We start from the raw sequence: 13,299 nt of genomic DNA, 5'->3' as shown, positions 1-13,299 counted from the left end.
TCGAACGTCGCCGCAGGGAACTTGCAGAAATCTAGTCTCCACCCAGAGCTGGAACCCATTTCATGACACCGCCGGGTAGCGGGGTCCACAGGCCGGTCTGAATGCCCGCCGCAGCAAGCCGGTCGCTCGTCCACTGGTTGCAGGTATTGCCAAGGTGATAGACGCCGACAGCATCGTAAAACACATCGTGACGGCTATAGCCTGCATAAATAGCGCGGCTTTGCTCGGGCGCCAGCTGCTCCGTGATTTGCCGGGTGAGCGCGCGGTATTCTTCACGGCTGATGCGCAGCGGGCGGAAGTCAGTGGAAGGGGCCGGGCGCACATACCATGCAACATGCAGCAGCCCGTCGCCTCCGGTAAGGGCATTGGCCGCCGTACCCAGGTCGAGATCGGCCCAGGTCGGTGTTTCAAGGAAGAACGCCCGCTCGCCCCAGCTCACCGCGACATGGGTGTACGGCTTTAGCGGTGATTGAATATCGCCGAGCGCGAATTGCCCGCGCCAGTCGATGATCTCGGTCGTAACGGGCATCACGATTTCGGTGTGGATGCCGTTCTCGCCAATCAGGATCTCGACGCCATCTTCCGCCTCGGTCCAATTGGAATTGCGCGGCACTGACGACCCTATCCAGGCGGAGAGCGCAAAGAGCAGGGGGAGGCCGAGGAGCACGGCGGCAAGCGCCCATGCGCTGCGCCTCACCCAAGGCCGTTTACCGGACATGACGCCGCCGGAACCATAGGATTGCCCAGTCTCCGCGCTCAAGACGGGCAGAGAGGCGGAACCCTGCCAGCCTGTAGGCGCGGCAAACGGCGTGTTCCTGCTCACCGGCGAGCAGCCCTGCAAGCAGGACGCTGCCCTTTGGCGACACCGAAGCGGCGAAATCAGGTGCCAGTTCCACCAGCGGCCCGGCGAGGATATTGGCGATCAGCAGGTCATAGGGGCCGCGCGCCTGGATCAGCGGATCGTCCATGCCGCCTGCGATCACCATCGTCATCGCGCCGCGCCCGCTGCCCAGCTCGGCCGAATTGAGCCTCGCATTGTCCTCGACCACCCCGGCGCAAACCGGGTCGATGTCGGAGGCGGTGACTTGGGCCTGCGGCCACAGAGCCATCGCGGCAAAGCCGAGCAATCCGGTCCCGGTTCCGATATCGGCAATTGCGCGGTAATGCGCGCCGCTCCCCTTCATCGCACCCAGCATTTCGAGGCAACCGGCACTGGTTTCGTGCTGTCCCGTCCCAAACGCCTGACTGGCGGGAATTGCGAAGTTGATCGCGCCCTCGGCAGGCGGAAAGTCGGGCGTGTGAACATGAAACCGGCCTGCACGGATCGGAGGCGTGCCCTGCTGGCTGAGGGTCAGCCAGTCTTGGTCAGGCAGTTTTTCCGACGTGATTTTCGGCGGCTTGCCCTCGAACAATTGCGCGATCGCTCTTGTCTGTGCGGCTACCGGTTTGCGCGGATACCATCCTTCCAGCACCCATTCTTGCGGTCGGTCCTCATTAATCTCACGCCCTGAAATGACGAGGTCAAAGTCCCACTCTTCGATTTCATCATGCGCGAGCAAGGCGGCCTGAACCACACGCTTGGGCGCGAAAGCGGTGAGTTTCCAAGCGGTGCTCATTCGCCTGAGGCCTCTTTGGCGAGCCGCGTATCGAGATCGCGCGCTTTGCCATCGGCGTATTCGGCGCAGCTCATTCCGGCAACGAGTGTGCCTGTCTCTATACGCGCCAGCATTTTGCTGTGAGATGGGTGAGGGGTTAGCAAGATATCGCAATCGACTTCGCGAAGCCGTTCCAGCCCGGCGCGATATTGAGCGAGGTAACCAGGGTGGTCTGAAAAACGATAGTCGTCATCGCTGACCGGTGACAGGCTGTCTGCGTAGACAATCCAATGGCATTTATCGCCTTCACAATCGTGCCATTGCCAACTGAGTGCGCCGGGTGAGTGCCCCGGCGTGAAAATCGGACTCATTTTCCGGGTTCCGACAACCGCGGCATTCTTCTGAATGATTGTGACAATCGGCCCTTGTGGCGGCGTAAATCGCGGATGTCCGGAATTGCTCTGTGGGTCGTTTGCGCTTGGTGTTCCCGAAAACAACACGTCAATCGCCGGTTCGGAGCTGACTATTACCGCGCCCGTCTCGGCTTCGATCCGAGCAATTCCGCCAACATGATCAAAGTGCTCGTGACTTATTTTGATCGTATCAATGTCAGAGGGGGCGACGCCGAGTGCGCGGAGATTTGAAAGGACAATTTCAGCGCCATTCTCCGTGCCGGTATCGATGAGGACATACTCGTCGTCATTCCTGATCAAGATCGAGGCAATCCCGCACGTTCCGACATAGTATGTGTTCGCGTGAATTTTGAATGGCGGCGCGGGTTTGTCCCATTCATCCCATGGCTCGCGCGCGTCGAGAAATGCTTGCTGGTCTGCCGGAATCTCAAGGGCAGTGATTGCCGAGTGAGCGCCGGTTGCAGCAGCGCAACCAGCCAGCAAGAGCGGTGCGCCCGCGAGAAGAATTCTACCGTACAAAGCTGGCTCCATTGGCGTCGATGACCGCGCCGGTCATGCTGGGCGGGGCGTCGAGCGCGCAAAACTCGATGATACGCGCGATTTCTTCCGGCTCTGCCACGCGCCCAAGCGGGATGTCAGCGAGCAGACCCGCGCCGCCCCTGCTGTCGAGATAGTCGCCCGCCATGCTGGTATCGGTGAAGCCGGGCGTGATCGCGAAGCTCAGGATCCCTTGGCTGGCATAAGCGCGGGCGATGGTCTTGTGCATGGCGACCATCCCGCCCTTTGCCGCAGCATAGTGCCAGTGCGCCGGGCTGTCCCCCCGATATGCCGCGCGGCTTGCGACATGGACGAGCCTGCCGCGCGCGCCGTCCGCATCGGCCCTGCGCGATTGCCAGTGGCGGATCGCAAATCGGCTGAGCTGCGCTGCGGCGGTCAGGTTTATGCGCACGGTGTCTTCCCACGCATCGAGCCATTCTATGTCGGAGCGCTCCAGCGGATTCGCGTCGAACAGGCCGGCATTGTTGACGACGGCGCTGATATCGCCGCCCGAACGATCGAGCGCCTCCTCCCACAGGGCCTGCGCTGCGCCCGCATCGGTGAAGTCTGCTGCGATGTTGCCGGGATAACCTTCGCTGGTCTGATGGCCGACGATGTCGATCCCGCGCGCGGCAAGCGCGGCCTTGGCCGCAGCGCCGATCCCGCGGCTCGATCCGGTGATTAAAATGAAACTCATGCAACGCTCTATCCGAAACTTTGCAATCGAAGTCGAGCGCTCTCGGCTTGCCTCATGCGACAGGACCGCTAAGTGGGGTGGGCAATCAGAGTTCGAACGGGATAGTCATGAACCAAAGACCGCTTTCTCCGCACCTCCAGATCTGGCGGTGGGGACCTCACATGCTGGTATCGATCCTGCACCGAGCGACCGGAGACGGGCTCGCGCTGGTCGGACTGTTCGTCCTTGTATGGTGGCTAGGGGCCATTGCCGCCGGCGCGCAAGCGTATGAGACATTCACGAACGTGATGACCTCGCCGGTTGGCTGGGTCGTCCTCGTCGGCCTGTCATGGGCGTTCTTCACTCACATGATGAGCGGCCTGCGGCACTTCGTACTCGATATCGGTGCGGGCTATGAGCTCGACACGAACCGCTTCTGGTCCGTCGCTTCGCCTGTCATCGCAATCATTCTGACCGGCGCCTTCTGGGCCGCCGTGCTGCTGGGTTGAGGGGAACAGGCATGGGTAACGGCACTTCCATCGGCCGCGTTCGCGGACTTGGCCCCTCGCATGACGGGGCGCATCACTGGCTGGTTCACCGCTTCACCGCGATCAGCAACCTTGTCCTGATGAGCTGGCTGATCATCAGCTTCGTGCTCATGAACGATTACAGCCACGCCTCGGTCAGTTCGTGGCTGGCGCAGCCGGTTTCGGCGACGGCGATGATCCTGCTCGTGGTCAGCCTGTTCTGGCGCGCCCGGCTGGGCCTGCAGGTCCTGATTGAGGATTACGTCCACAATTACGGCACGAAATTCGCGCTGCTTTCAGCGCTCAACATCGCAGTTATTGCTGGCGGAACCTTCTCGGTATTCAGCGTTGCCAGTCTCGCATTTGGAGGTCAGGCCTGATGGCTACCAGCGAATCCAACGGTGCTCAAAAAGGCGCCTACAAGATCATCGATCACACATACGACGTGGTCGTGGTGGGCGCAGGCGGTTCTGGCCTGCGCGCGACCATGGGCGCGGCGGAAGCCGGCCTGCGCACCGCCAATATCTCCAAGGTTTTTCCGACCCGTTCGCACACCGTGGCCGCACAGGGCGGTATCGCGGCGAGCCTCGGCAACAACACGCCCGATCACTGGACCTGGCACATGTACGACACCGTGAAGGGGTCGGACTGGCTGGGCGACCAGGACGCGATCGAATATCTCGCGCGCGAGGCCCCGCAGGCCGTGTACGAACTGGAGCATGCAGGCGTCCCGTTCTCGCGCAATGAAGACGGCACGATCTACCAGCGTCCGTTCGGCGGGCACATGCAGAACATGGGCGAGGGGCCACCGGTCCAGCGCACCTGTGCCGCAGCCGACCGTACGGGGCGCGCAATGCTGCACGCGCTTTATCAGCAGAGCCTGAAATATGACGCCGATTTCTTCATCGAGTATTTCGCGCTCGACCTGATAATGGCCGAAGTGGACGGCGTGAAGAAATGCGTCGGCGTGATGGCGATGTGTCTCGATGATGGCACCATCCACCGCTTCCGTGCGCAATCGGTCGTTCTGGCAACCGGCGGTTATGGCCGCTGCTACTTCACCGCCACGTCCGCGCACACCTGCACCGGCGATGGCGGCGGCATGGTGCTGCGCGCGGGCCTGCCCTTGCAGGACATGGAATTCGTGCAGTTCCACCCGACCGGTATCTACGGGGCAGGCGTGCTCATCACCGAGGGCGCGCGCGGAGAGGGCGGCTATCTCACGAATTCCGAAGGCGAGCGTTTCATGGAACGCTATGCCCCCTCGGCAAAGGACCTCGCATCGCGCGACGTCGTCAGCCGCTCGATGGCGCTCGAAATGCGCGAGGGGCGCGGTGTGGGGCCGGATGGCGATCACATCCACCTGCATCTCGATCACATCGACCCCAAGGTGCTCGCGGAGCGACTGCCCGGCATCACCGAAAGCGGCAAGATCTTTGCCGGTGTCGACCTGACCCGTGAAGCCCTGCCAGTGACGCCTACCGTTCATTACAACATGGGCGGTATCCCGTGTAACTATCACGGCGAGGTCGTGACCATCGGGCCTGACGGCAATCCCGATGCGGTCGTACCAGGGCTTTATGCAGTCGGCGAAGCGGCCTGCGTTTCGGTCCACGGTGCGAACCGTCTCGGCTCGAATTCGCTGATCGACCTCGTGGTGTTTGGCCGCGCGACCGGCATCCACCTGAAGGATAATCTGACGCCGGGCGCGAGCCAGCCTGAACTGCCCGCCGACAGCGCGGATTTCTCGCTCGGCCGGGTGGATCACTTCCGCTACGCGCAGGGCGGTTCGCCCACGGCTGCGATCCGTGCCGACATGCAAAAGGCGATGCAGGCGCGCGCCGCCGTGTTCCGCGATACCAAGCTGATGGACGAGGGCGTGCAAAAACTCGCCACCCAGAACAAGCGGATGGAGGACATTCACGTCACCGACCAGTCGCTCATCTGGAACAGCGACCTTATCGAAACGCTCGAGCTCGACAATCTCATGGCGCAGGCCAATGTCACGATGGCTTCGGTACCGCGAACCGCAAGGAAAGCCGCGGCGCGCGCGCGCATGAGGATTTCCCCGACCGCAACGACGCCGAATGGATGAAGCATACTGTTGCATGGTTCGAAGGCTGGGGCGGAAGCGGATCGAACATCCGCATCGATTACCGCCCGGTCCACGAATACACCCTGACCGAAGACGCGACCTATATCGAGCCGAAAGCGCGAGTGTACTAGGAGCACCGCCCAAATGCTGCGCGTGGCGATTATCGGCGGCTACGGCAATTTCGGTAGCTACGTCGCGCGCAGTCTCGCGTCCGACCCGGCGATCCAGCTGGTGATTGCGGGTCGAAACCTCGCGAAGGCACAGCGTTTCGCCGCTGACCTCGACGCTGCCAACTCGGCTGAAGCCGGAGTGTTCGATATCGCGGGTCCGCCAGAGGCCATGGCCGACCTGCGACCTGACCTCGTCATCAACATGGTCGGACCGTATAACGATCAGGGATATGGCGTCGCCGAGGCCGCAATTCGCTGCGGCGCACATTATTGCGACATCGCCGATGCTCGAGAGTTCGTGGCGGGGATAAGAGCGCTCGACGAGCGCGCTTGCGCGGCAGGCGTGGCAGTTCTCGCCGGGGCGAGTTCAGTCCCCGCGCTGACCGCCGCATATCTCGACGAAGCGGCAGGAGAGATGGCGCAAGTCCACTCGGCTCGGTACGGGATAAGCGGAGCGGAGCAGGCCAATCGCGGCGCAGGCACGGTCGCGGCAGTGCTGCGCTATGTCGGGCAGCCATTCACGGAAATGCGCGGCGGGCGAATGCGCGAAGTTATCGGTTGGAGCGGCCTTCGAAGGGTCGCGATTCCGGAGCTCGGCGCAAGATGGTTCGGGCGCGGCAATGTGCCGGACCTCGCCCTGTTCAAGGACCGCTATCCTGCGCTCAAAGACCATTCGTTCTGGGCCGGCCATGAGATCACCGCACTGCATTTCGGCACTGCCCTGATGGGGGCACTGAGGCGTGTCGGTTTGCTCCCCCGCCTCGACCGGCTTGCGCCCAATCTCGTGCGGGTGTCCAAGCTGTTCAACTGGCTGGGCAAAGGTGAGAGCGCGTTCTTCATGGAAATCGGAGGTGTATCGGGCGATGGCATGGCCATGGTCAGCCGACATTACATCATCGCCCGCAACGGACACGGTCCCTACCTCCCTTGCATTCCCGTTATCCGGATTGCACAGCGAATGGCGCAGGGTGAAAGTTTCTCGAGCGGGGCAAGGCCATGCCTCGGGGTAATCACCCTTCAGGAATATCGCGGCGCTACAGCAGATCTTGATGTGAAATGGATCGACCAATGACCCAGACAGAACCCTCCTACCGCATCGATCCAGCCGTACCCGATTTCGATGACAGCAGGCCGCTGTTTATCTTCGATCAGCATTGCGTTCTGTGTTCCAGCGGCGTCTCTTTCATCATGAAGCATGACAAGGCTGCGCGGATTGCCTTTACCTCGGCGCAGACCGAGCCGGGTGCGGCGCTGTGCAAGCATTTCGGAATCGACTGGGACGAAAGCTACGTTTTCCTCCGCGGTGGCAAGGCTTTCACCAAGAGCACCGGCTATTTCGAGGTCGCGCGGACGCTTGGCGGGATCTGGCGCCTTGGCCTGATTTTCCAGATCGTGCCGCGACCTATCCGCGACTGGGCATATGACCTCGTCGCGCGCAATCGCTACCGCTGGTTCGGAAAAACCGATGAGGCTTGCGCGCTCCTGACGCCGGACCAGCGCTCGCGGCTGATCTGATCTCCTTTTGCTTGACGGGGGGAGGGCGCGGAGGCAGCTTCGCGAGCATGTTCGAACGCGCTTCTGCATGGCTCCTGTGCACCGCCCTTTTGGCCGCCGCTGCTGCGGCGCAGGATAGCGCGGACAATCCCAACCAACCGCCCGAACACACCGAGCCGTTTCCCAACCTTTCGACAGGCGCCAATCGTGCGGAAGCGATCAGGAGCCTCGAGCTTGCGCCGCACCTTCAACGCGGCATCCCTGCAAGGGAAATGCTCGAGCAAAAACGGCGGCTTGTGAAAGCGCTCGATGAAATTGCACCGCAGCGTCCGGGCCAGGTGGACGCTTTTGTCGTCACGGTGGCGCTGGACAGCGACCCGGTCTTTGCCCGCGAGGCGCGCGAGGCAGGCAGGGTGCTTTCGCGGCGCTATGATGGCGCGGGGCGCGCGCTTACGCTGGCCGGACCTGATGGCGCGCGCGATGATCTGCCGCGCGGATCGATCCGTTCTCTCATCCTGAGCCTCGCGCACATCGCGGAGATGATGGACCCGGAAGAGGATGTGCTGGTCCTCTACACCACCAGCCACGGAGTCCAGATCGGGCTGGTCAACCATTACGGCGATAGCGGCTACGGCATCTTTTCGCCTCAGCGGTTGAAGGAAGTGCTCGAAGATCTGGGCATAGAGCGCCGCCTGCTGATCATCAGCGCATGCTATTCCGGCGTGTTCATTCCTGAGCTGGCAAGTCCCGATACGGCCATACTGACGGCAGCGGCGGCCCAGCGCACCTCGTTCGGTTGCGAGGCCGAGAATGACTGGACGTTTTACGGCGACGCGCTGATCAATCGCGCTTTGCGAAAACCGCAGAGCCTTGGCGATGCGGCCCGCGAAGCGACCCGGCAGATTGCAGGGTGGGAAACGAAAAGCCGCCTGACCGCTTCGCTTCCGCAAGTATCGATAGGCACCAATGCCGAGCAATGGCTTGGCGACCTGGAGGCGAGGATGCCGCAGGTGGCCAGCGCGCCGGTGGGCCGGCCCGCGCTCGGGGAATAGCGGCTACTGCGCCGGCTGATCGGCGCGGCGCACGTCGATGATCCTGACAGGATCGGCCAGCATCTGCCCTTTCATCCAGCCTTCGCCCTTTTCCGGATCGGTTGGCGCGGCATGTATGGCTGCGACGACGTCCATCCCTTCGGTCACATAGCCGAACACGGCATATCCGTTTTTCCAGACCGGGTCTTCGGATTCGGGCTTCGCATCGAGACCGGTCTGGTCCTGCAGCATGATCGAAAAATCGCCATTGGCCGAGCCGGGTTCGCCCATCGCCATCGAGAGCGCGCCGCTGGTGTGGCTCAGCCCGGTCACATTGGTGGGCTCATGCTGAATACCGTCCAGGATGCGTTTCGGGTCGAACTGCGTCCCGCCCTGGATCAACCCGTTGGGGCGTGGTTCGCGGTCGAGCGCCATGGCGCGGTAGAACACGGTACCATCGAAGCGGTCCTCATCGACATAGCGCAGGAAATTGGCGGCGGTGATCGGCGCGCGCTCGGTTTCAAGCGCCACTGTGATATCGCCCATCTCGGTCTCAAGCACCACGCTCACCGTTTCGTATACGGCTTCCGGTGCAGCGCTTGTCGGCGGCGCTTCAAGCGGAACGTCCTTGCGCGCGGATCGGACTTCGAATTTGAGGATCAAGGTTCGCTGGGCGTCTGAAAAATTGTCATCCGAAGCGATGTAGAGATATGTGCGTCCGCTTTCCTCGCGCACGGCCAACCCTTCGAAATTGTCGAGGGTGAGCGGCGGGAGCAGCGCTGCGACTGTCGCTGTGCTGCCATCCGGGGCGAGCGCAACGACCCCGACCGCACTGCCAGCTTCGCGCGAATAGCTGCGGAACAGGACGTAGCACGTGCCGTCGCTGGCGCAGCCCGCATCGGTGGGCGCGCCGCCGCGCGCATCGAGCGGGGCGGGCGCGCCAAGCTCGAAACTGACGATGCCTGCGCCGCGCTCTCTCATGCAGTTCGGCGTGTCGCTGCCGGTCCATTCGCCGCGCGCGATCAGGCCTTCGCCGGACAATGCGAGCGCTTCCAGCCCGCTATTGTCGCTCGCCCCGAATGCGAGGTCTGCGATTGGAAGTTCGGCGGCCTGCGGCGTCTCGCTCAGCGACGGATATCGCCAGATTCGGTGATCATGCTCGAATGCAACCAGCCATGATCCGTCGGCGACGAGAGCCAGCGCTTCGGCATCGGCCTCGCGCTTTTTCCTCAGCTTCTTGCCCTTCAAATCGAGCAGGGGACCTGTCTCGAGCGCAATCAGATCGACCAGACGGCCATTGATTTCATCGGGGGTAATGCGCAGCCAGCGCCCGTCATCCGTGACCGCGTGCAGATTGCCATCGGACCATTCGAGGCCGGAAATCCCGCCCACCTCGGCCTCGCCCGGTTCCAGCTCCACCCCGCCGAGAAAGACGAGATCGCCGACCGTTTCAGCCGCGCTGTCGTCCGGATTGAGAACCACTGGCGCGGTCTGCGGCAGGATCGGCTGGGCTGCTGCTGGCACGGTGAGACAGGATAGTGCCGCTACGGCAAGCGGGAGGAGGGGAAGGGTCTTCAATGTCATTCATCCGGTGATATCGTTCGCTGGCAGAAGAACAAGGGGTCTGGGGCCGTATTCATCCAGGCTTAATGTTTACAAACGTAGTCGATGTGACTACAGGTGTAATCAAGCAGTTGGGAGGCCGTCTTGAACAAGTCCGGTGAAAATTCGCCCGAAAGGATAAGCGAAGCGGAGCGCGCCGTCATGGAAGTGCTCTGGGATCGCGGTACGCTTTCGGCGGCGGAAGTTTGCGAGGCCGTCTGCGCAACGCGGGGCTGGAGTCTGCCGACGGTCAAGACTCTGCTTTCCCGTCTGGTCCACAAACAGGCGATCGAGACGCGGCCCGACGGTCGGCGCTTTCTCTACAGCCCCTTGATGGTTCGGTCCGATTATGTCGGCGGCGAGATCCCGCCGCCTCGTCGACCGGCTGTTTGGAGGTAAAGCCGCCTCGCTGGTGGCGCATCTCGCCGAATCCGAGGCCTTGAGCGAAGACGATCTCGCTGAAATCGAAGCTCTGCTGAAGGAGCTGAAACAATGACCCAGTGGCTCTTTGATACGCTCGTCTGGACCGCTGCCCTGATCGCATTGGTCCTCCTCGTGCGGCGTCCGGTTGCACGATGGTTCGGCCCACAGATCGCGTATGCGCTTTGGGCCCTGCCGGTCCTGCGCCTGATCCTGCCCACCATCACTCTGCCTCATTGGCTGGCTCCGCAATCTGCGGCCCCGCAATCCGCCGAGCCTGCCGTCGAGGCACCCGTCATAATCCTGCATCAGGGTTCCGAGACTCCAGTTGCGACTCTTGCGAGTTCCGGTTCATCCCCTGAAGCAGGATTGGCAGCGACCGATCAGTTCACGCCGATTACCTCGTTATCCTTTCTAGAGGCAGCCCCCTGGGTTGAGATCGGATGCGCGGTGTGGCTGATCGGCGCTGCCATCTTCTTGTGGATGCGCTTCGGCAAATATTTCGAGCTTCGCCGCGAATTACTCGAAGGAGCGCGCGAGGTTGGCCGGGCGGGCAATATCCGGCTGATCGAAACCCCGGGTACGCAGGCGCCGCTTGCGTTCGGCGTGCTCGATCCGGTCATTGCCCTGCCGCCTGGCTTCATGGCGCAGGACGATCTGAAGGCGCGCGATCTGGCGCTGGCGCATGAGCTATCTCATCACCGCGCAAAGGATTTGCTGGTCAACATGATCGTCCAGCCGCTGTTCGCGCTTCACTGGTTCAACCCGCTGGGTCGTTATGGCTGGCTCGCGCTGCGCCGCGACCAGGAAGCCGCATGCGATGCGCGCGTCGTGGCCGAGAAACCTGCCGAAGAGCGCGCGACTTACGCGAACCTGATCGCCAGCACGGCTGCTGGCCCCAATGTCGCACTCGCTGCGCCGATGGCCTGTCCGGTCCTTGGCGACAAGTCCATCATCCACCGTTTGAGGAATTTGAATATGTCCGACACCCCGTCGCACCGCCGTCTTAGCGGCAGGCTGCTGATAGGCGCCGCCGTGCTCGCGCTGCCGCTGACCGCGTCGATCACCTATGCGGAAAGTATCGCTCCCGAAGCGCCCGAACCGCCAGCCGCTCCGACAGTCAGCATCGCGCCTCCGGCTCCGCCTGCACCTCCGGCGCCGCCTGCGCCGCCGGCCCCTGTCATTGCTGCTCAGGCAATCGCTGAAATCGATCCGGATATCGATGTCGAAGTGACAGACGACGTTACCGAGGAAATGCGTGCCGACCGCGAGGCCGAGAAGGGTGAAAAACGCACGACCAAAACCAAGACCCGCAAGATCAGCGTCTACCGGAATGGCGAGCGATTGAGCGAAGAAGAGAGGGCAGCAATCATGGCCGAACTTCGCGAAGATCTGGCCGATGCCGACGCAGAAATCAGGATGGCCATGAAAGAGGTCGAGCAGGCCAAGATCGAGATCGAGACTGCCGAGGGCCTCGAAGGACGTACCGTTGTGAAGATGGAATGCCGCGGCAATTCCGATGAGGTCGCGGAAGTCGAAGAGGCCGAGGGAGAAATCCGCAAGGTTTACCTCTGCCAGTCGCGGGTCATGGCTCACGCGCTCAAGGGTTTGAAAGAGGCCCGCGCTGCAATCGCCGAAAACTCGGAGATCGAGGGCGAAATGCGCCGCGATGTCCTTGAAGAGCTGGATCGTCAGATAGAGACCTGGAACGAGCGTCACGGCGACGGCTGACCGGCCTGCCACTGGTTACCGCATGAAAAAAGGGGCCGGAGCGGTTGAGACGCCGCTCCGGCCCTTTTCATAATGAGATGGGCGAGGGGAGCATGGTCCCCGCCGCCCTACCGCATGTCGAAATATGCATCGCACACGCTGTCATCGGCCGATTCGAGACCGCGCCGCAGCGCCGTCATGCGTTGTTCACTGGTTCCGTGCGTGAAGTTTTCGGGGTTGATACGCTGGCCCGAGCGGCGCTGGAGCGTGTCGTCGCCGATTGCGCTGGCGGCTCGCAGGCCTTCTTCCATGTCCCCGCGTTCGATCCGGTTACGGTTCTTGCCTGCCCATACCCCGGCATAGCAATCCGCCTGAAGCTCCATGCGCACCTGCAAGTCGTTCGACTGTGAGGGATTGCGCTGCTGGAGGCTGCGGACTTGTCCGGCAAGCCCGGTCAGGTTCTGGATGTGATGGCCATATTCGTGCGCGATGACGTAGAGCCGCGCGAAATCGCCGCCTGTGCCTGCCATCTGCGCAAGCTGGTCGTAAAACGAGGTGTCGATGTAGATGCCGAGGTCAGCCGGGCAATAAAACGGGCCTGCCGCCGATGAGGCCGTCCCGCAGCCCTGGGTCGCCACGCGGCCCGACGGGTAGAGGACAAGTTCGGGTTGCTGAAAGGCGACATTGGCGCGTGCAAATTCCGGCTGCCAGGTCTCGTTGAGGCTTTGGAGGGCATTGCGCGCCTCGGTCGCGTAGGTGCTGCTGCTGCACAATTGCTCTTCGCTGACATTGGCCTGCTGCGTCTGCGGAGCGGTTTGCTGCTGCGCGCCTTCGACCATGCCGATGGTCTGCATCGGGTCGAGCCCGAACACGAGCGCGCCGATGATCGCGATGACGAGCGTGCCGCACCCGACGCCGCCGGCCCGGCGCATCCCGCCGCCACCTCCTCCGCGCACCTTGATCTTCGAAGTGTCGAATGGATTAAGCCGCATCTGATGTTCTCCCCGGTCGTTTCAGCATTACCCGCAG

The 13,299-nt window shown here is 62.4% G+C and carries 12 protein-coding genes and 2 pseudogenes; 8 read left to right on the top strand and 6 right to left on the bottom strand.

Features of this window, described 5'->3' with window-relative positions; all coding sequences use genetic code 11:
- Nucleotides 1–31 precede the first annotated feature (31 nt).
- The 4 genes from AC0L39_RS10030 to AC0L39_RS10015 are packed head-to-tail and all read right to left on the bottom strand — an operon-like array spanning nt 32 to nt 3,242.
- Nucleotides 32–697 carry a DUF2459 domain-containing protein gene (locus AC0L39_RS10030; RefSeq protein WP_473257569.1) on the bottom strand — a complete coding sequence of 222 codons (666 nt, stop codon included), beginning with the start codon at nt 695–697 and terminating at the stop codon, nt 32–34.
- A 10-nt stretch (nt 698–707) separates the two neighbouring features.
- Nucleotides 708–1,616, bottom strand: a complete 909-nt coding sequence (locus AC0L39_RS10025; protein ID WP_473257567.1) for a 50S ribosomal protein L11 methyltransferase — start codon at nt 1,614–1,616, stop codon at nt 708–710.
- Nucleotides 1,613–2,527: an MBL fold metallo-hydrolase gene (locus AC0L39_RS10020; protein ID WP_473257564.1), complete on the bottom strand. Its 915-nt coding sequence runs from the start codon at nt 2,525–2,527 to the stop codon at nt 1,613–1,615. The genes AC0L39_RS10025 and AC0L39_RS10020 overlap by 4 nt, the downstream gene beginning before the upstream one ends.
- Entirely contained in the window at nt 2,517–3,242 is a 726-nt protein-coding gene (locus tag AC0L39_RS10015) for an SDR family NAD(P)-dependent oxidoreductase (RefSeq protein WP_473257562.1), read from the bottom strand. Before AC0L39_RS10015 ends, AC0L39_RS10020 begins: the two co-directional genes overlap by 11 nt.
- 161 nt (nt 3,243–3,403) lie before the next feature.
- Here AC0L39_RS10015 and sdhC point away from each other — a divergent pair, with 161 nt between their 5' ends.
- The 6 genes and pseudogenes from sdhC (at nt 3,404) to AC0L39_RS09985 (ending at nt 8,559) form a co-directional block, all read left to right on the top strand.
- Entirely contained in the window at nt 3,404–3,730 is a 327-nt protein-coding gene (sdhC, locus tag AC0L39_RS10010; protein ID WP_473257560.1) for a succinate dehydrogenase, cytochrome b556 subunit, read from the top strand.
- Between the two features lie 11 nt (nt 3,731–3,741).
- Nucleotides 3,742–4,128 carry a succinate dehydrogenase, hydrophobic membrane anchor protein gene (sdhD, locus tag AC0L39_RS10005; RefSeq protein ID WP_473257558.1) on the top strand — a complete coding sequence of 129 codons (387 nt, stop codon included), beginning with the start codon at nt 3,742–3,744 and terminating at the stop codon, nt 4,126–4,128.
- Nucleotides 4,128–5,974, top strand: a pseudogene (gene sdhA / locus AC0L39_RS10000) (succinate dehydrogenase flavoprotein subunit). The gene sdhD and the pseudogene sdhA overlap by 1 nt, the downstream one beginning before the upstream one ends.
- 13 nt (nt 5,975–5,987) lie before the next feature.
- Nucleotides 5,988–7,085, top strand: a complete 1,098-nt coding sequence (locus AC0L39_RS09995) for a saccharopine dehydrogenase family protein (RefSeq protein ID WP_473257556.1) — start codon at nt 5,988–5,990, stop codon at nt 7,083–7,085.
- Nucleotides 7,082–7,528 (top strand): thiol-disulfide oxidoreductase DCC family protein, encoded by a 447-nt coding sequence (locus AC0L39_RS09990; RefSeq protein ID WP_473257554.1) that lies wholly within the window; start codon nt 7,082–7,084, stop codon nt 7,526–7,528. Before AC0L39_RS09995 ends, AC0L39_RS09990 begins: the two co-directional genes overlap by 4 nt.
- Nucleotides 7,529–7,575: 47 nt before the next feature.
- Nucleotides 7,576–8,559, top strand: coding sequence for a C13 family peptidase (locus tag AC0L39_RS09985; RefSeq protein ID WP_473257552.1), 984 nt, complete (start codon nt 7,576–7,578; stop codon nt 8,557–8,559).
- A 3-nt stretch (nt 8,560–8,562) separates the two neighbouring features.
- Here AC0L39_RS09985 and AC0L39_RS09980 read toward each other — a convergent pair whose 3' ends face one another.
- Nucleotides 8,563–10,122 (bottom strand): esterase-like activity of phytase family protein, encoded by a 1,560-nt coding sequence (locus tag AC0L39_RS09980; RefSeq protein ID WP_473257550.1) that lies wholly within the window; start codon nt 10,120–10,122, stop codon nt 8,563–8,565.
- A gap of 180 nt (nt 10,123–10,302) precedes the next feature.
- Between AC0L39_RS09980 and AC0L39_RS09975 the strand changes: the two are divergent.
- Nucleotides 10,303–10,636 (top strand): annotated as a pseudogene (locus AC0L39_RS09975) (BlaI/MecI/CopY family transcriptional regulator).
- Nucleotides 10,633–12,291, top strand: coding sequence for a M56 family metallopeptidase (locus tag AC0L39_RS09970; protein ID WP_473257548.1), 1,659 nt, complete (start codon nt 10,633–10,635; stop codon nt 12,289–12,291). The pseudogene AC0L39_RS09975 and the gene AC0L39_RS09970 overlap by 4 nt, the downstream one beginning before the upstream one ends.
- A 107-nt stretch (nt 12,292–12,398) precedes the next feature.
- On the opposite strand, the gene ypfJ is transcribed toward AC0L39_RS09970, so the two are convergent.
- On the bottom strand, nt 12,399–13,262 hold the full coding sequence (ypfJ, locus tag AC0L39_RS09965; protein WP_473257546.1) for a KPN_02809 family neutral zinc metallopeptidase: 864 nt from the start codon (nt 13,260–13,262) through the stop codon (nt 12,399–12,401).
- Nucleotides 13,263–13,299 lie beyond the last annotated feature (37 nt).

The organism is Erythrobacter sp. K21-9 (assembly GCF_055808355.1).
This window is presented reverse-complemented; position numbering and strand designations above follow the sequence as displayed.

Coding starts and splice junctions, on each gene's coding strand:
- AC0L39_RS10025 (WP_473257567.1), bottom strand. CDS start 1,616: ATGAGCACCGCTTGGAAACTCACCGCTTTCGCGCCCAAGCGTGTGGTT.
- AC0L39_RS10015 (WP_473257562.1), bottom strand. CDS start 3,242: ATGAGTTTCATTTTAATCACCGGATCGAGCCGCGGGATCGGCGCTGCG.
- sdhC (WP_473257560.1), top strand. CDS start 3,404: ATGCTGGTATCGATCCTGCACCGAGCGACCGGAGACGGGCTCGCGCTG.
- sdhD (WP_473257558.1), top strand. CDS start 3,742: ATGGGTAACGGCACTTCCATCGGCCGCGTTCGCGGACTTGGCCCCTCG.
- AC0L39_RS09995 (WP_473257556.1), top strand. CDS start 5,988: ATGCTGCGCGTGGCGATTATCGGCGGCTACGGCAATTTCGGTAGCTAC.
- AC0L39_RS09990 (WP_473257554.1), top strand. CDS start 7,082: ATGACCCAGACAGAACCCTCCTACCGCATCGATCCAGCCGTACCCGAT.
- AC0L39_RS09985 (WP_473257552.1), top strand. CDS start 7,576: ATGTTCGAACGCGCTTCTGCATGGCTCCTGTGCACCGCCCTTTTGGCC.
- AC0L39_RS09980 (WP_473257550.1), bottom strand. CDS start 10,122: ATGACATTGAAGACCCTTCCCCTCCTCCCGCTTGCCGTAGCGGCACTA.
- AC0L39_RS09970 (WP_473257548.1), top strand. CDS start 10,633: ATGACCCAGTGGCTCTTTGATACGCTCGTCTGGACCGCTGCCCTGATC.
- ypfJ (WP_473257546.1), bottom strand. CDS start 13,262: ATGCGGCTTAATCCATTCGACACTTCGAAGATCAAGGTGCGCGGAGGA.